The organism is Mangrovicoccus sp. HB161399 (assembly GCF_013184745.1).
Lineage (GTDB): Bacteria > Pseudomonadota > Alphaproteobacteria > Rhodobacterales > Rhodobacteraceae > Mangrovicoccus.
This window is the reverse complement of sequence record NZ_JAATVU010000042.1, coordinates 33,608-49,812: the sequence shown is the minus strand read 5'-3', so window position 1 is coordinate 49,812 and position 16,205 is coordinate 33,608. Positions and strand designations below refer to the sequence as shown.

The following is a 16,205-nucleotide window of genomic DNA, read 5'->3' as shown; positions in this document are numbered from 1 at the left end:
GCCGTCGCGGCCGGCGGGCGCGTTCGCCATGGGCCTCGGACCGACGGCGGCTCCATGGCCCGCTTCGCCGCCTGCCGGTTCGTCCGCAGCGGGTGCCGCGCCGGGATGCGCGCCTCCGGATCGGCATGGCTGGACGGCGATCCGCTCGTCTGGTCCGCCCCGCGCATGCCTGTCTCCGCCGCTGGTCCGCAGCGGGCGGACCATGTTCTGCAGCCGGCGTCGGGGCCCGGCTAGGCTGAGGACCCTGCCATGTCGGAAATGACCGGATCAGGCAAAAGAGAGACCGGATCAGGCGGGCAGGTTCAAGCCTGCGCCGCCATCTTCGCAAGTGACGGCGCGCCGCGGCGGGTCCAAGCGAAAGACAGTCGGGACGGCACCCCATGACCGCAACCCCGATGCGCACCGGAGTCATCGGCCTCAATCCCGGAAGACACTGGGCCGCCGCTGCCCTCCAGCCCGCGCTGGCCGTTGCCTGCGAGATCGTCGGCGTCGCCAACAGGACGCCGGAAAGCGCGCAGCGCACCGCCCAGGCGCCGGGGCTGTATCACGCCTTCGCTTCCCCTGCCGAGCTGGCCGCCAGTTCCGAGATCGGCCTCGTCGTGGTGGCCGTGAAGGTGCCGCGTCACCTGGAGCCGGTGGCGCTGGAAGCCGGAAAGCATGTCCATTGCGAATGGCCGCTGGGCAACCGGCTGGCCGAGGCACGGCAGCTGGCGCGGCTGGCGGAGGAGAATGGCGCTGTCGCCGTGTCCGGCACCCAGGCCCGCACCCCGCCGGAGATACTCCACCTGGAGAAGCTCGTGGCGGAGGACAATGTCGGCAGCGTTCTCTCGACCTCGCTGATCGGCTCGGGCGGCAACTGGGCTGGCACGACAAGCGCGGAGCTCTGCTACCTCTTCGACACGTCGAACGGAGAGACGATGCAGGACATCCCGACGGGCCATGCACGCGCCTCGGTGCAGAACGTGCTGGACGGGTTCGGCCCGGCCGGCGCGCGCAGTCTGTCCGATTTCGACACGGTCACGGTCATCGAAACCGGCGAGGACCGCCCCAAGACCGCAGCCGACCAGGTGCTCGTGCAGGGCGCGATGGACAGCGGCGCCGCCTTCTCGCTTCACTACCGCGGCGGCACCGGCCGCGGCACGAACTTCCTGTGGGAGATCGACGGCACCGGGGCCGACCTGCAGGCGACGGCCGGGCTCGGCCATGAGCAGCTGGCCCAGCTCTCGATCCGCGGCGCGCGCGGGGGCGAAAGCGAGATGACCCCGCAGATGCCGGAGGCTTCCGCGCATGGGGGCAGGCCGGACTTCGCCGGGGCGCGCAACATCGCAGGAATGTACGCACTGATGGCCGGGGACATCCGCACCGGCAGCCGCTCGGCACCGAGCTTCGCCGATGCGGTGAAGCTCCACGAGCTGCTCGACCGGATCGGGCGGTCACCGCCGCCAAGGGCCGTGCCCGCGCGCAGCGGCTCTCCGGGGCTTGAAACCCGCGACGCCCCGCGCGAGCATGGGGCGCCGCCCCGGCATGACACCAGAAGAGAGCCCTCATCCCCGTGACCAGACTCCTTGCCCTGCTTGCCGCCGGACTTGCCCTGTCCGCCCTTCCCGCTGCCGCCCAGGACATCCCCTCCGGCCTGCGGGTCCGGTCCCAGGGCGGCCTTCTGGTCATGCCCAAGGCGGATTTCGATCGCGGCGGGGAGATCTCGCTAACCCGATGGGATGCCGGCGCACAGGTCCTGAAGGCGACGCCGGGCGGGCTGAGCTTCGGGATCGGGCTGAGCATCGGCGGCAGCCACTACGATTTCGGCGGCCGCAACGACCTGACCAGCCCGATCGACGTGCGCGAGGTCACGCTCAGCGCGCCGATCCGGATGCGGGTCTCGGAGACGGCGACCGGCTATCTCATGCCGCAGTTCGGCTATGCCGGGGAATCCGGAGCCGATCTCGATGACGCCGCGACCGCGTCGCTGCTTGCCGGCGTCAGCTGGAGGCTGTCGCCGGGACTGTCCATCGGGCCCGGGCTCGGCATCTTCCAATCGCCGGACGACGATACCGACTACCTGCCGATCCTGGTCATCGACTGGCAGATCACCGAGCGGCTGACCCTGTCGAACGGGCCGGGCATCGGCGCGACCCGCGGTCCGGGCCTGTCCTTGAGCTACCAGGCGGCGCCGGCCTGGCGCATCGGACTCGGCGCGCGCACCGAGAAGGTCCAGTTCCGCATGGACGACGGCAGCGACGTGCCCGGCGGGATCGGAACCCACACGTCCACGCCCGTGGTCCTGTCGGCAAGCTGGCAGCCCTCGCCGGCCATGCGGGTCTCGGGCTTTGCCGGCGCCTCCTTCGACGGCAAGATGAAGTTCAAGGACGACAGCGGCCATGTCGTCGGCGAGAGCGGCTATGATACCGCGCCGCTCTTCGGCGTGACGGCCAGCATCGCATTCTAGCCGTCGGCCGCCCCCCATGAGGCGGGCTCATGACCGGCCCGCCCTTGCGGCATTCTGCGGCGCGGCGTCCCCCTGTGGGCTGCGGTCATTGCACGCCCGCAATGCGCCGTTCCTCCGGTGCGGCGGGATTTCTCCGTTCCGCGCACGGGCGTCTGGCCGGCCGCGCCGGCCCCAAGACATCCAGAGATGACTGCAATGACCGACGCACCGGGCGGAACCGCCCCTTCCACGCTGCCGCTTCCCGCCCTCGGGCTGGGTGCCTTCGGCGTCGGCACCGCCGAGCTAGCGCCGATGGGCCTCCTGCCCGCCATCGCCGGAAGTCTCGGCGTTCCGATCCCCGCCGCCGGGCAGATCGTCACCGCCTGTGCCGCCGGCGTCATGGCCGATGCGCCGGTGATGACGCTGCTGCTGCTGATGGCGCTCTTCGTGCTCGGCAACTTCGCCTCGGCGGCGGCCCGGGGCTACTGGACGCTGGTTCTGGCGCGGATCGCGACCAGCTTCGCGCAGGGCGCCTTCTTCGGCTTCGGTGCCGTGGTCGCAACCAGCCTGGTCGCGCCCGCGCGCCGCGCCAACGCCGTCGCGACCATGTTCATGGAGCTGAGCATCGCCAACATCCTCGGCGTGCCCGCCGCGACATGGGCCGGGGACGCGATCGGCTGGCGCGCCGCCTTCGCCGGAACCGCCGGTCTCGGGCTGATGGCGCTTGGCGGGATCGGTGCAACCCTGCCCGCGTCCGGCGGCGGCAGCCGTCCTGACGCGCGCGAGCTTGGCGCCCTGCTGCGCCCGCAGATGCTGCGCACCGTGGCGGCGACGATCCTCTTCGCGGCAGCTTCTTCGCGATCTATACCTATGCCGCGCCGATCCTGCAGGAGATCGCCGGCGCCGGCGCCGGGACGGTCACGCTGATGCTGGTACTGATCGGCATCGGGCTGACCGCGGACAACTGGATCGGCGGCAGGCTTGCCGGCCGGTCGCTCTGGGGCGGTGCGGCCATCGGGATGGGGGCGCTGGCGCTGGCCTCGCTCGCCGTGCCTTTCGCAGTGGCCACGCCCGCGGGCGCAGCGACCGGGCTGGCCGCCTGGGCGGCCGCGGCCTGCGTGGCACGCATCTGCAGCGCGGGAACACAGGTGGAGGCCGCCGCGGCCCAGCATGGAAGCGGCGATCAACATCTTGGACTTCAACCTGGGCAATGCCGCCGGCGCCAGCGCGGGCGTTGCAGCGCTGGGGCCGTGCTCTGGGCCGACCGCCGCGCCGGCCCCGCACCGCTGGCCGCGGAATGATGCAGGACGGCAGCATTGATGACTGGCTCTCATGACCGCCGGTGCCGCGCGCGGACCACTCCGCCGCGGCGGGATGGATAGATCTCCGTTCAGGCAGGGCATCCCATGGCGGGGTGCCCCGGCAGAAGGAGACAGCCGATGGACCGGAGCAGCGGGGAGCTGGCTCAGATCGCGGTCGCGGACGGACGGACGATTGCGCCTTTCCGCGCAGACGGAATCGCCCAAGGCGCGCCGACCTTCATCTGGTCAGCCGGTCTCAAGAGTGCCGTCCATGTGCGGCCCCGTAGCGGGGCGCGGTCCAGCTGGTACAGGGCAGCGCTGGCGCGTAAGGCCGGAAGGATCGTCGGCGGCGGCACGTCCTTCGAGGTGGCCTTCGAACCGGCCGATCCGGCCTTGGCCGGTGCAATCGACGGCGCCTTTCGCGGGAAATACGCCGCCAGCTCCAATCTCGCGCCGATGATTTCGGAGCGCTGCCGCAAGTGCCGCATCCTTCCGGGTGCCGCCTGAGCCGCGCGCAGCGGAAAGACCCCGGCCATGCAGGCTCCGGGCAGGGAAGACAGAAGAGGAAGACACGGAGCACAGGCTTCTCGAAGGAAATACCGCCGTCATCACCGGCGCCAGCAAGGGCATCGGAAAGGCCATCGCCGAGGTCTTCGCCGAGGAAGGCGCCATGTCGTGCTGACCGCGCGCGTCAAGGACGCGCCCGGCAAGGAGGGCGAAGGGCGGCAGGGCGGTCGGCGTGGTTGCCGACAGCGCCGATCCGGACGCCCCGCCGTGGGTCTTCAAGGAGGCGACCGCCGCCTTCGGCCAGGTCGGCATCATGGTCAGCAACGCGGGCGCCGACGAGATGTACGCGATCGAGAAGACCACCAGCGAGCAATCCGGCGAGATCATACAGATCAACCTCGCCGGGCCGTCCCGCTACCGCCGCGAGGCGAACAACCACATGATGCCGCGCAACGAGGGCCGGATCGTCAACGTCCCGTCGGTCAACGGCACCAAGCCGAACCGCAGCGTCGCCTGCACGACCGGCAAGGGCGGCATCAACGCGACGGCGCTGGACATCGCGATCCGGCTCTCGGGGACGAAGATGCGCGGCAACGCCATCGCGCCGGGGGTGACCGATACCGACGCGGCGCGGGGCCGGGCAGCGGGCGAGCAGGAAGGCGGCGGCGAGATGCTGGAAATCTCCGACAAGTGCACCGACACGACCGTGCCCTCGACCGAGCCGATCGACCAGGCCCATGCCGCGCTCTATTTCGCCTCTGACAAGGGCCGCGCGGTGACCGGGCAGGTGATCCAGGTCGACAACGGCCAGCTCCTCCGACACCGGCCCTCCAGCACGCGGAATGGCCCGGCTCTCCCGAGGGCAGCCGGGCCCTTTCCATGAGCAGGGCCCCGCACGGAAAACGCCCGGAGCATGTCTGCACCGGGCGTCCTTCGCTGGGCGCGGATGCCGGTCAGACTTTCTGGTAGACCGGGAAGACGCTGGCGTCGCCGTAGTCCCGGATCGTCTCGATCGCCTTCAGCGCCTCCATGTCGGCGTCGGAAATCTCGAAATCGACCTCGGCATTCGACTTCATGTGCGCCGGATTCGCCGTCTTCGGCAGCGCCGCCAGGCCCAGCTGCAGCACGTAGCGGATGCAGAGCTGCGGCACCGTCACGCCGTATTTCGCCGCCATCTCGCCGATGCCCGCATGGTCGAGGATCTTGCCGTGGGCGATCGGCGAATAGGCCTCGACCGCGATGCCGTTGGCCTTGCAATAGTCGATCAGCGCGAAGGGCGTGTTGGCGACATGCGCCAGAACCTGGTTGATCATCGGCTTCACGCGGGCGTTCGCGATCAGGTTCGCCAGGTCCTCCTCGTCGAAATTCGACACGCCGATGGCGCGGATCTTGCCGGCCTCCATGGCCTCCTCCAGCACGCTCCAGGCCGCGAGATTGCCCTCGAAGAAGCGCTCCCCGCCGGAGAATTCCATCCAGGGTTTCGGGCTGTGGATCACCATCAGGTCGATATGGCCGAGGCCGAGCGTCTCCAGCGAGCCGTCGATGGCGGCCCTGGCGCCGTCGAAGTCCTTGATCTCGGCGGCCAGCTTGGTCTGCACGAAGAGCTGCTCGCGCGCCACGCCGCAGCTGCGGATGCCGATCCCGACGCCGCGCTCGTTGCCATAGGCCTGGGCGGTGTCGATATGGCGGTAGCCGATCTCCACGGCAGCCTTCACGGCCTCGGCGGCCTTGCCGTCTTCGATCATCCAGGTGCCGAGCGCCAGCTTCGGCATCGCGACGCCGTTCGGGAGGGTGAGGGTTTCCTCGAGGATCATCTGGTCGTCCTTTCCGTCTGCGGCCCGGAGGGGCCGCGGTCTCCTGCGGCCCCTGCCCCCATGGCAGCGCCGCGCTGTGTGACCCTGATCTATTGCGGCACTGCCCCCCGGATAATCGCCGCAATATTCAAGCTACTCATGAAAGGGATGCATGAAATGGACGGCCGGCAGGGGGCGCCTGCCGCGTTCAGCCGGACTGCGCCGCCAACGCGGACGGTTCGGAAGCGCGGGCCAGCATGTCCGCAAAGGCGGCGACACGCGGCAGGCGGAACCGCCCCGGCGGATAGACGATGCGGATCCCGCCCTCCTTCAGGCGCCAGTCCGGCAGCAGCCGGACCAGCCGCCCCTCGCCGAGAAAGCCATCCACCAGGAAGCTCGGCAGCACCGCGCCACCCGGCCTGCACAGCGCCCCGGCCAGGACGGCCGGCGTCGTCGAGACCGTCGCGGCGATGTCGCCCCGCACTTTCGCCTGGCAGCCTGCGGCATCGGTGAAGACCCAGCCCGCGGGATCGGCCAGCGCGGCGTTGGCAACCAGCGGGAAGGCGGCAGGGTCGCCGGGCGAGCGCGGCGCGGCCCGCTCCTCCAGCAGCCGGGGCGCGGCGACGAGATACTGGCCGTAGCTGCCGACCCGGCGGGATTTCAGGCTCGGCTCCGCCAGCCGGCCCCACCGACAGGTCCCAGTCGCCGCTCTGCAGGTCGACGATCTCGTCGCGCAGGTCGAGCTCGACCCGGCAGCCGATCCGGAGATCTCGGCGGCGCTGATGGCCAACAGCCCGATGAAGCGCGCCGCGAAGCCCGGGGAGATCGCCGCGGCGGTGCTGTTCCTCGCCTCGCCGGGAGCAAGCTTCGTCAATGGCACGATCTTCGTCGCCGATGGCGGCCGGACCGCCCACTGACCCTTCAGGGTCCGGCGCGAGCCGGGCCCTCAGCCGCGCTCGCGCAGCGCGTCGAGCACGACCTGGAAGGCCGAGGAGGGGCGCTGGCGGCTGGGATAGTAGAGGTGGAAGCCCGGGAAGCGCGGGCAGAACGCGTCGAGGCAGGTCGCCAGCGCCCCGGAGGCCAGGTGCGACTCGGCCAGCCGCTCGGGGATCAGCGCCAGCCCGTGGCCGTCCACCGCCGCCCGCATCACCGGGTTGATCGTGTTGAAGCAGGCCTGGCCCTGCACCCGGACGCGGATCTCGTGGCCATCGGCATCTTCGAACTCCCAGGCATAGAGCGCCCCATGGGTCGAGAGCCGCAGGTTGATGCAGCGATGAGCGCCGAGTTCCTGCGGCGTGCCGGGGACGCCCGCCACCGCGAAATACTCCGGCGCGCCGACGCAGATCATCCGCTCGTCCGGGCCGATCCGCATCGAGATCATGCCCTCGCTGACCTGCTCGCCATAGCGCACCCCGGCATCGCATTGCGACGAGGCCAGGTCGGTATAGCCGTAATCCATCACCAGCTCGACATTGACCGCCGGATGCGCCTTCAGCACCGGCGACAGCTTCGGCCAGAGGATCGTCTCGATCGCGTATTCCACCGCCACGATCCGGACCGTGCCGGTCGGCTGGTCGCGCGCGTCGTTCAGCGCCTGCAGCCGCGCCTCGATCTTCTCGAAGCAGGGGTTCAGCGTCGCCAGCAGGTCCTCGCCCTCCAGCGTCGGCGCGACCGAGCGCGTCGTCCGAGTCAGCAGCCTCAGCCCCAGCCGCGCCTCCAGCCCCTTGATCGTGTGGCTCAGCGCCGATTGCGACACGTTCAGCCGCGCGGCGGCGCGGGTGAAGCTACGCTCTTCCGCGACGGCGGCCAGGGCGATGAGGTCGTTGATGTTCTCGCGCAGCATGAGGGAGGCCCTGATCTGATGGTCCAGGATCATAGTCAGTCTCCCTCAGGATATATGTGGAAGGTTCATCAGTGCCAATGACTATCCTGTCAGGCCGGAGGGCAGCACGGCCGCCCCTGCCCCGCAGCCGAGCGCCAGCCCGGCCGCAATGGCGGCTGCCGGCATCAGCAGCCGGGCAATCCGGCCGTCTTGCCTATTCGCCATGGTAGTCCGCGTCGGAGACATGGTCGCCCCAGTCGACCGCCGACCCATCGACCGCCGCCTGGATCGCGAGATGCGTGACCGGGGTGGTGTCGGTCGCGCCGTGCCAGTGCTCCACGCCCGGCGGGCACCAGACCACGTCGCCGGCCTGCATCACCTGCTTCGGCTGGCCGCGCTCCCGCACCCAGCCGGTGCCTGCGGTGACGATCAGCTTCTGCCCTGCCGGATGGGTGTGCCAGGCCGAGCGCGCGCCGGGCAGGAAGGTCACCTCGCCCGCGCTGACCCCGGCCATGTCCGGACCGAAGACCGGCGCGACATAGGCGGTGCCGGTGAAGGTCCCGGCGGCGCCGATCTGCCCGGCGCGGTCCTCCGCACGGGTGATCTCCATCGACTGCGCGATGGCAGCGGGGGCGGCGAGGGTCAGCGCGAGGATCGCGGCGATGCGTGTCATGGGGTCGTCTCCTTCGGGAAATGAGGCGGCCTCGTGGCCTGCTTCCCGATATGGCCCGGGACAGGCCCGGGATAATGGCCGCGCGCAGGGAGACGGTGATGAGGACAGCTCATGGATCGCGTCCAGCTTGCGGTGCGCCGGGATTGATGAACCCTGCTCATGGCTGGCAGCAATCTGCAGGCGATGATCCCGGTGCCCCGATGCCATAGATCGTCACGGACACCGGAGGGCGGCGCATGCGCACCAGGATGGCAAGGGCACTGGCGCTCGTGACCCTGCTTGCAGGGCCGGCCGCCGCAGACGAGGAAAGGGACCGGGACATGACCCGCATCACCGTGACCGTGGGCGACACGGTCCTTGCCGCCACGCTGGAGGACAGCGCGCCAGCCCGCGACTTCGCGTCGATGCTGCCGCTCGATCTGGTGCTGGAGGACTATCACGGCACCGAGAAGATCGCCGGCCTCGGCCGCCAGCTCGACAACCGCGGGGAGCCCCGCGCCTATGCGCCGAAGGCGGGCGACATCACGCAGTACCGCCCCTGGAGCAACCTGGCGATCTTCTACCGCGACTTCCCCTCCTCGCCCGGCCTGCTGAAGCTCGGCCGCTTCGACGGGCCGCTCGACGCCCTGCTCGGAGCCGGAAACACGCCGGTCCGCATCGAGCTGGCCGACTGACCTGACAAAAGACCGAAAGGACTGCCCCCATGCCCAGGAACGGATATATCTGCGATCTTCCCGCCGGCATCACCCGCACGCCGGTCTCGTATCAAACCCGCTTCGGCCTCCGCATCGCGGCCGATCTCTACGCGCCCGCAGGGCTGGATGCCGCCCGCCGCCACCCGGCGCTGATCGTCGGCGCGCCCTATGGCGGCGTCAAGGAGCAGGGCCCGGCGCTCCATGCCGGCGAACTGGCGAAGCAGGGCTTCGTCGTGCTGGCCTTCGACCCTGCCTGGAACGGCGCCTCCGAAGGTGGCCAGCGGCACCTGTCCTCGCCCGAACAGATGGTCGAGGATTTCATGGCCGCGGTCGATTTTCTCGGCACCCGGCCCTTCGTCGACCGCGCGCGGATCGGCGCCATCGGCATCTGCGGCTCGGGCGGCTTCGCCCTGTCGGCCGCCAAGATCGACCCGCGCATCCGCGCCGTGGCCACCGTGTCGATGTACGACATCAGCCGGATGATGCGGAACGGCTTCGGCGACAGCCTGTCCGATGCCGACCGGCTGGAGATGCTCCGGACATTGGCAGAACAGCGCTGGACCGACGCCGGGACCGGCGATGCGGCCATGACCGATCGCGGCGCGCCGCTTGACTGGGATGCGGAAGCCAACCCTGTCGGGGCCGAGTTCGGGGAGTTCTACTCGCGCCCGCGCGGCTACCACCCGCGCTCGACCACGCAGTTCACCATGACGTCCTCGCCGTCCTGGATGAACTTCGCCCTGCTCGACAATCTCGGCTGGCTGGCCGGGCGGCCGGTGCTTCTGGTAATCGGCGACGAGGCGCATTCGCGCTACTTCTCCGAGGATGTGTTCGAGAACCTGCCCGGCCCGCGCGAACTGCTGGTGATCGAGGACTGCAACCACGTCGATCTCTATGACCGTCCGGAGAAGATCCCCTTCGCCCGGCTCGCCGCCTTCTTCGGCGAGGCATTTGCCGGAGCCGGAGCGCTCGCGGCGGAATGACCAGATAGCCGCCGGCGCAGGCTCATGGCCTCGCAGCAGGCCCACGTGCGGCGCGCCATTCCACGGACCGGGTGCATGTCCGCCCGGTCCGCCATCTCATGAGCAGGATTCATTTCTGGCATGAGGGGACAGCGCATTCCCGTTCTGCCCTGCCGCGCCAGTTTTATCGGCAAAGCATCCCAGGCGAAAACGCCGAACGCAACTCCAGGAGACGCCAGTGCAACTCAAGGTCAACGGAACCCTCCGCGATGTCGATGTCGAGCCGGACACCCCGCTCCTGTGGGTGATCCGCGAGGAGCTGGGCCTGACCGGCACGAAATACGGCTGCGGGATCGCGCAATGCGGCGCCTGCACCGTGCTCGTCGACGGCCAGCCCACCCGCTCCTGCATCACCCCGGCCGAAATGGCCGAGGGCGCCGAGATCCGCACCATCGAGACGGTCGAAGACACGGAAACCGGGCGCAAGGTGGTCGAGGCCTGGGTCGAGCACCAGGTGCCGCAATGCGGCTACTGCCAGTCGGGCCAGGTGCTGGCGGCGACCGCGCTGCTGACCGGCACGTCCGCGCCTGACGACGCCGACATCGAGGCTGCCATGGCCAACCTTTGCCGCTGCGGGACCTACAACAAGATCCGCGCTGCCGTGCGCGCCGCGTCGGAGGCCTGATCCATGACAGAGATGAGCTTCCCGAAATCCCGTCCGCTGAACCTGTCGCGCCGCGGCTTCCTCTCGGGCACTGCCGGGCTGGTGCTGGCCACCGCCCTGCCGCTGCGCCCGGCCCGCGGGCAGGAGGCCGCCCCCGAGGCAGGTCCGCCGGTGCCGCTCTTCCTTCAGATCCGTCCCGACGGCACCGCGGTGCTGCAGAGCCCCTTCATCGAGGGCGGCCAGGGCATCTACACCGCCCTGACCCAGATCGTCGGCGAGGAGCTGGACCTCGACCCTGCCGTCTTCGAGGTCGTCCCCGCCCCGCCCGGCGCGCCCTTCGACGTGATGGGCGGCTTCCGCTTCACCGGCGGCAGCTCGTCGGTGCGCACCAGCTACGACCTGATGCGGCGTCTCGGTGCCACGGGCCGCGCGATGCTGGTCGAGGCCGCCGCCGAGCAGCTGGGCGTGCCGGTCTCCGAGCTGTCCACCCGTCCGGGCGTGGTCGTCCATGAGGCGTCCAGCCGCGAGATCGGCTACGGCGATCTGTCCGGGGCAGCGATGGAGCTTGCCGTTCCGGCCGAGGTCAGCTTGCGCGACCCGTCGGAGTTCCGCTGGATCCGTGCCGGGCTGAAGCGGCTCGACATCCGCGACAAGTCCACCGGCCAGGCGAAATACGCCATCGATGTCGAGGTCGAGGGCATGCTCTCGGCCGCCGTGCAGCACGCCCCGCGTCTGGGGCTGGGCCCGGCCTCCGTGACCAACCTCGCCGAGATCGAAGCGATGCGCGGCGTGCATTCGGTGCATCTTCTGGACGGGGCCGTGGCGGTGGTCGCCGACCGCTTCTGGCAGGCCCGCCGTGCCGTCGAGGCGGCAGAGGTCGAGTGGCAGGAAACCGAAGCCGAATGGCCGCTTCCGGCGGATTTCTCCAGCGCGGGCTATCGCGAGCAGCTTCTCGCCCTTGAAGGTCCGGGGCTGCAGGTCGAGGCCGAGGGCGATGCCGAGGCGGCGCTCGCGGGCGCGGAGACGGTGATCGAGGCGGTCTATGGTGCGCCCTTCCTGGCCCATGGCCAGCTGGAGCCGCCCTCCGCCACCGCGCGCTTCAACGCGGATGGCACGCTGGACCTGTGGCTGCCGAACCAGGCGCCGGAGATGTTCCTCGGCGCTGCCGCCGAGACTGCCGGGATCGCGCCGGACAAGGTGACGATCCATTCGCAGATGCTTGGCGGCTTCTTCGGGCGGCATTTCCTCTACCGCACCGCCAACCCGTTCCCGCAGGCGATCCGCCTGGCGAAGGCCACCGGACGCCCGGTGAAGCTGGTCTGGACCCGCGAGGAGGAATTCCTGCGCGACGCCGTGCGCCCGATGGGCACGGCGCGGTTCCGCGGCGCGGTGCTGGCGGACGGCACGCTGGCGCTCTCGGCCGAAGTGCTGGGCGAAGGGCCGACGGGACGCTGGTACAAGGCGCCGGCGGGCGAGGACAGCTCGGCGCATGAGGGGATCTCGGGCAAGCCCTACGCGATCCCGAACCGCCGGATCGGCCATGTCTATGCCGCCAACCCGGCGGTGATCGGCTACTGGCGCGCTGTCGGGCACTCGATGCACGACTATTTCTACGAGAGCTTCCTCGACGAGCTGGCCGAGGCTGCGGGGCGCGATCCCTACGAGCTGCGCAAGGAGCTGGTCGCGGGCTCGCCGCGCCATGCCACCCTGCTGGCCGAGGTGGAGACGCTCTCGGGCGGCTGGCAGCGCGGCCCCTATCAGGCGGAGGACGGCACCACCCTCGCCCGCGGCGTCGCGATGGCCTCGCCCTTCGGCTCGGAAGTCGCGACCATGGCCGAGGTGTCGGTCGAGGGCGGATCGATCCGCGTCCACCGCATCTGGGTGGCAATCGATCCGGGCAGCATCGTCAACCCGGCGATCATCGAGGCACAGGTGCAATCCGCCGTGGCGCTCGGCCTGTCGCAGACGCTGGTCGAGGAACATGTCTACGAGGATGGCGCGCCGGTGGCGCGGAACTTCGACAGCTACGACATCCTGCGCCCGGACCAGATGCCCGAGGTGAAGGTCGCGATCGTCGAGAGCGGCGCGAAGATGGGCGGGATCGGCGAGCCCGGCCTGCCCGGCGTCGGCCCGGCGGTGGTCAATGCCGCCGCCGCGCTGACCGGACGGCGGTTCCGCACCCTGCCGCTCTCGGGCCATGACCTGAGCGCGGGCTGACGGGAAATGCCCCCGCCGCCCGGAAAGGCAGCGGGGGCATCGCATCCCATCGGGTCAGGCGAACTTGGCCACCCAGCCAGCGAAGGTCTCGGCCGCGGTCTTCAGGAAGCCTTCGGTGGCCTCCGAAGCGATAGACCCGTCCTCGGCGAAGAGCGCCTTGACCCCGCCGACATAGACCTCGGGCTGCTGCATCACCGGCATGTCGAGGAACACCAGCGGCTGGCGCAGGTGGTGGTTCGCGCCGAAGCCGCCGACCCCGCCCAGAGAGCAGGTCGCGACCATGGCGGGCTTGCCCTTCCAGACGCTCGACCCCATCGGCCGCGAGCCGACATCGAGCGCGTTCTTGATCGCCGCCGGGACCGAGCGGTTGTATTCCGGCGAGGAGAACAGCACGCCGTCAGCGCCGCGGATCTCGTCGCGGAACTGCGCCCAGGCCCCGCCGGCTTCCCGGCCGTCGAGATCGGGGTTGTAGAGCGGCAGGTGGCCGATCTCCACCTTGCGGAACGTCATGTTCGCGGGCGACAGGCGGATCAGCGCGTCGGCCAGCATGCCGCTGTAGCTGCCCTTGCGGAGCGAACCCACCAGCACGGCGATATCATAGGTCTCTTTCATCTTCGGTCTTCCTGGGGAGGGGGCCAGGCAGCAGGGGGCCGCCCGGCGGGAAAGGGATGGGTGCGGCCTACCAGGGCAGCGGGCCCGCGTCGTTCGAGAAGGTCCCCGTCGGGCCGTCATCGCCGATGAGCGCCATCTGCACCACGATCACCGCGGCCTCGTCCGGCGTGCGGTCGGGCACGAACCCCGTAGCCTCGGTCGCAGTGAAGCCCGGGCAGATCGCGTTGACCTTGATCCCCTGCTCCGCCAGCGCGGCGGCATGGCTGACGGTCAGCGCGTTCACCGCGGCCTTGGTGGCCGCGTAGGTCGGCAGGATCTTGTCGGCATGTTCCCAGTCCGGATCGTGGCGCAGGCCGAAGCTGGCCAGCTCCGACGACACGTTGACGATGCGCGGATGCGGTGCGGCGGCGAGCAGCGGCACCATCGCCTCGGTCAGGCGCAGCCCGCCGGTGACGTTGATCGCCAGCGTCTGCTCCATCTTCTCCACCGGCGTGAGGCCGGGCACGAAGTCCAGCCCGACCCCGGCATTGTTGACGAGGATGTCGAGGCGGCCGAACCTGGCCCTGATCTCCTCCGCCAGCGCCGCGACGCTGGACGCGTCGGTGACGTCGAGCTGCACCGCCGCCGCCTCCAGCCCCGCGGCCACCAGCGGTGCCGTTGCCGCACGGCCCTTCTCCAGGTCGCGGCAGCCCATCAGCACATGCACGCCCTGCGCCGCCAGCGCCCGGGCCACCGCTTCGCCGATGCCGCGGTTCGCGCCGCTGACCAGCGCGATCTTCTTGGACTCTTCCATGACTTGCGTCACCTCCGTTCATGACGGAGCCGCGCGCCAGGGGGACGGGACGCACGGGCTCCGCAACAGCCCCGGTCCCGCCGGGGCGCCTGCGTCGGACAGGCCGGTGCCCTTGTCCGACCTCAACCTAAGTTCAGGTCAAGCGGATGCTGCATTGCAGAGCTGCGGCAAACCGCCCGCCGGATCAGATGGCCCGGCCCGCGCGGAACCGGGCCGGGGCAAGCCCGGCCCAGCTGCGGAAGGCGCGGGCGAAGGACGAGGTCTCGGCAAACCCGGTCAGGCAGGCGGCCTCGCTGGCCGAGACCGTGCGCGCGCTCAGGCTGTCCTTCGCCATGCGGCAGCGCAGCCCGTCCGCCAGCGCGGCGAAGCTGGTGCCGTCGGCCTTCAGCCGCCGTTAGCGCGTCTGGCGGCTCATCCCCAGAGGGGCCGCCGCCGCCTCGGCAGAGAACGCGCCCTTGTGCAGATCCGGCAGAAGCAGCGCCTCGATCCGGGCCGGCAGGCATTCGGCTGCCGACAGTTCCGCCATCAGCGCCTCGGCCCGCTCCGCGGGGAGCCCGAAGACATAGCCGTTGTGCTCGCCGAATTCCTGCCCCGGCCGGGCCGCGTCGATCAGCATCGCATTGCGCGGCGCGCCGAAGCGCACCGGGCAGCGCAGCACCTCGCCATAGGCTGCGGCCTGGTCCGGCGCCGCATGGGTCACCTCCAGCGCGCGGGCAAACGGCCGGTCCGGGAATTCGCGCCGGAACTCGGCGGCGAAACGGCCGAAGGCCGACTCCGTCAGTTCCGGGAAGGCATCCGGATCGGGGCGGTTGCCGATGATCCGGGCACCCTCGGGGCCGATCTCCGCCGAGAACCGCGCCGCCCCGTCCATCAGGTCGACCTCGACCATCAGCCTGCCGCAGCGGTTCAGCTGCGCCACCGCCTCGGCCATGCTGCGGCAGGCATGGATGATCAGCCCGGCGACGGAGTGATCCTCGATCCGCGTGGCCGCGGCATGGTGCAGGACGAAGGCCGGGTCGCCGGTCGCCGCCTTCGCCGCCAGGATCAGCGCCCGGAACCGGCCGAGCGGCACCCGCGCATCCTGGTCGGCCGGCAGCGCGGCGCGGTCGGCACCCAGCATGGCGGCATGGTCGGCATGGGAACGGGCCAGTCCGGCCGATGCGGACCGCAGTCTCATGGCCCTGCCCGGCCCGCGCCCTCCGGCCGGGGCAAGGATGCGCGGTGCCGCGCCTGCAACCTGCGGCCAAGACTCTGTCCCGGGCGGTCCTGTCGCGGAGGGCCCGGACGGGCTACTCCGCCGCTTTGCCGGACCTGGAAGGACAGTCACCATGACCCCTGTTGCCCTCTCCGCCCTCCTCGCCGCCGCCGCCGTTCCGGCGCTGGCCGATTCCGGCGCCTATGCCGCCCTCTCGCTCGGTGCCGTCGGCGCTGCGGATCACGATGCCGGCGCCACCAGTGCCGAGCCGCAGGCGGATCCCGGCCTGAGCCTCCATCTCGGCCACGATTTCGGACCCGTCGCCCGCTGGGGCGGCATCCGCGCCAAACTGCATTCTTCCGGCCAGGCCGCCGATGTGTCCGGTACCGGCGGCGGCGAATGCCTCGCCGCGGCGACCTGGGCCAATGCCTATGCCGGTTTCGATCCAACCGGCGCCGCCCGCTGGGTGCCCTATGCCGGTCTCGGGATCGGCCATGGCAGCTTCAAGCTCGACGGCTGCCGGACCGCGGCGGGACCACTGGACGA

18 protein-coding genes and 2 pseudogenes are annotated in these 16,205 nt (G+C 70.6%); 12 read left to right on the top strand and 8 right to left on the bottom strand.

The window, feature by feature from the left end:
• Window positions 1–380: 380 nt before the first annotated feature.
• The 6 genes and pseudogenes from HCC78_RS20665 to HCC78_RS20640 all read left to right on the top strand — a co-directional run.
• Window positions 381–1,556 carry a Gfo/Idh/MocA family protein gene (locus tag HCC78_RS20665; RefSeq protein ID WP_172330690.1) on the top strand — a complete coding sequence of 392 codons (1,176 nt, stop codon included), beginning with the start codon at window positions 381–383 and terminating at the stop codon, window positions 1,554–1,556.
• Window positions 1,553–2,446: a hypothetical protein gene (locus tag HCC78_RS20660; RefSeq protein ID WP_172330689.1), complete on the top strand. Its 894-nt coding sequence runs from the start codon at window positions 1,553–1,555 to the stop codon at window positions 2,444–2,446. Before HCC78_RS20665 ends, HCC78_RS20660 begins: the two co-directional genes overlap by 4 nt.
• A 195-nt stretch (window positions 2,447–2,641) precedes the next feature.
• Window positions 2,642–3,352, top strand: a complete 711-nt coding sequence (locus HCC78_RS20655; protein WP_172330688.1) for an MFS transporter — start codon at window positions 2,642–2,644, stop codon at window positions 3,350–3,352.
• Complete coding sequence (locus HCC78_RS20650) at window positions 3,352–3,726, top strand: hypothetical protein (protein ID WP_172330687.1); 375 nt, start codon at window positions 3,352–3,354, stop codon at window positions 3,724–3,726. Before HCC78_RS20655 ends, HCC78_RS20650 begins: the two co-directional genes overlap by 1 nt.
• A 138-nt stretch (window positions 3,727–3,864) precedes the next feature.
• Window positions 3,865–4,233 carry a DUF2255 family protein gene (locus HCC78_RS20645; RefSeq protein WP_172330686.1) on the top strand — a complete coding sequence of 123 codons (369 nt, stop codon included), beginning with the start codon at window positions 3,865–3,867 and terminating at the stop codon, window positions 4,231–4,233.
• 217 nt (window positions 4,234–4,450) lie between these two features.
• A pseudogene (locus tag HCC78_RS20640) lies at window positions 4,451–5,116 on the top strand (SDR family NAD(P)-dependent oxidoreductase); the annotation flags it as partial.
• A 70-nt stretch (window positions 5,117–5,186) separates the two neighbouring features.
• On the opposite strand, the gene HCC78_RS20635 reads toward HCC78_RS20640, so the two are convergent.
• Together HCC78_RS20635 and HCC78_RS20630 are read right to left on the bottom strand one after the other, a co-directional pair.
• Window positions 5,187–6,047 carry an aldo/keto reductase gene (locus HCC78_RS20635; RefSeq protein WP_172330684.1) on the bottom strand — a complete coding sequence of 287 codons (861 nt, stop codon included), beginning with the start codon at window positions 6,045–6,047 and terminating at the stop codon, window positions 5,187–5,189.
• A gap of 187 nt (window positions 6,048–6,234) precedes the next feature.
• A complete protein-coding gene (locus tag HCC78_RS20630; protein WP_172330683.1) occupies window positions 6,235–6,816 on the bottom strand; it encodes a LysR substrate-binding domain-containing protein in 582 nt (193 codons plus the stop codon).
• On the opposite strand from HCC78_RS20630, the gene HCC78_RS20625 reads away from it, so the two are divergent.
• Complete coding sequence (locus HCC78_RS20625) at window positions 6,809–6,943, top strand: SDR family oxidoreductase (RefSeq protein ID WP_172330682.1); 135 nt, start codon at window positions 6,809–6,811, stop codon at window positions 6,941–6,943. The two genes, HCC78_RS20630 and HCC78_RS20625, sit on opposite strands and share 8 nt — an antisense overlap.
• Window positions 6,944–6,972: 29 nt before the next feature.
• Here the strand turns inward: HCC78_RS20625 and HCC78_RS20620 are convergent, their stop codons facing one another.
• A complete protein-coding gene (locus HCC78_RS20620; RefSeq protein WP_371743874.1) occupies window positions 6,973–7,902 on the bottom strand; it encodes a LysR family transcriptional regulator in 930 nt (309 codons plus the stop codon).
• A gap of 160 nt (window positions 7,903–8,062) precedes the next feature.
• Window positions 8,063–8,521: a cupin domain-containing protein gene (locus HCC78_RS20615; protein ID WP_172330681.1), complete on the bottom strand. Its 459-nt coding sequence runs from the start codon at window positions 8,519–8,521 to the stop codon at window positions 8,063–8,065.
• 320 nt (window positions 8,522–8,841) lie between these two features.
• Between HCC78_RS20615 and HCC78_RS20610 the strand changes: the two genes are divergently transcribed.
• From HCC78_RS20610 to HCC78_RS20595, 4 genes are all read left to right on the top strand, one after another.
• Window positions 8,842–9,195 (top strand): cyclophilin-like fold protein, encoded by a 354-nt coding sequence (locus tag HCC78_RS20610; protein WP_172330680.1) that lies wholly within the window; start codon window positions 8,842–8,844, stop codon window positions 9,193–9,195.
• A gap of 29 nt (window positions 9,196–9,224) precedes the next feature.
• The gene (locus HCC78_RS20605) at window positions 9,225–10,199 is read left to right on the top strand and encodes an alpha/beta hydrolase (RefSeq protein WP_172330679.1); all 975 of its coding nucleotides are present in this window, start codon (window positions 9,225–9,227) and stop codon (window positions 10,197–10,199) included.
• Window positions 10,200–10,416: 217 nt separating this feature from the next.
• Window positions 10,417–10,863, top strand: coding sequence for a 2Fe-2S iron-sulfur cluster-binding protein (locus HCC78_RS20600; RefSeq protein WP_172330678.1), 447 nt, complete (start codon window positions 10,417–10,419; stop codon window positions 10,861–10,863).
• Between the two features lie 3 nt (window positions 10,864–10,866).
• Window positions 10,867–13,059, top strand: coding sequence for a xanthine dehydrogenase family protein molybdopterin-binding subunit (locus HCC78_RS20595; RefSeq protein ID WP_172330677.1), 2,193 nt, complete (start codon window positions 10,867–10,869; stop codon window positions 13,057–13,059).
• A 54-nt stretch (window positions 13,060–13,113) separates the two neighbouring features.
• On the opposite strand, the gene HCC78_RS20590 is transcribed toward HCC78_RS20595, so the two are convergent.
• The 4 genes from HCC78_RS20590 to HCC78_RS20575 all read right to left on the bottom strand — a co-directional run bounded on the left by HCC78_RS20590 (window position 13,114) and on the right by HCC78_RS20575 (window position 15,641).
• Entirely contained in the window at window positions 13,114–13,671 is a 558-nt protein-coding gene (locus HCC78_RS20590) for an NADPH-dependent FMN reductase (RefSeq protein ID WP_172330676.1), read from the bottom strand.
• Between the two features lie 67 nt (window positions 13,672–13,738).
• Complete coding sequence (locus HCC78_RS20585; protein ID WP_172330675.1) at window positions 13,739–14,464, bottom strand: SDR family oxidoreductase; 726 nt, start codon at window positions 14,462–14,464, stop codon at window positions 13,739–13,741.
• A gap of 184 nt (window positions 14,465–14,648) precedes the next feature.
• Window positions 14,649–14,852, bottom strand: coding sequence for an AraC family transcriptional regulator (locus HCC78_RS20580; protein ID WP_256368310.1), 204 nt, complete (start codon window positions 14,850–14,852; stop codon window positions 14,649–14,651).
• A gap of 6 nt (window positions 14,853–14,858) precedes the next feature.
• Window positions 14,859–15,641, bottom strand: coding sequence for an AraC family transcriptional regulator ligand-binding domain-containing protein (locus tag HCC78_RS20575; RefSeq protein WP_172330674.1), 783 nt, complete (start codon window positions 15,639–15,641; stop codon window positions 14,859–14,861).
• On the opposite strand from HCC78_RS20575, the pseudogene HCC78_RS34915 reads away from it, so the two are divergent.
• Window positions 15,583–16,191, top strand: a pseudogene (locus HCC78_RS34915) (outer membrane beta-barrel protein); the annotation flags it as partial. The gene HCC78_RS20575 and the pseudogene HCC78_RS34915 sit on opposite strands and share 59 nt — an antisense overlap.
• Window positions 16,192–16,205 lie beyond the last annotated feature (14 nt).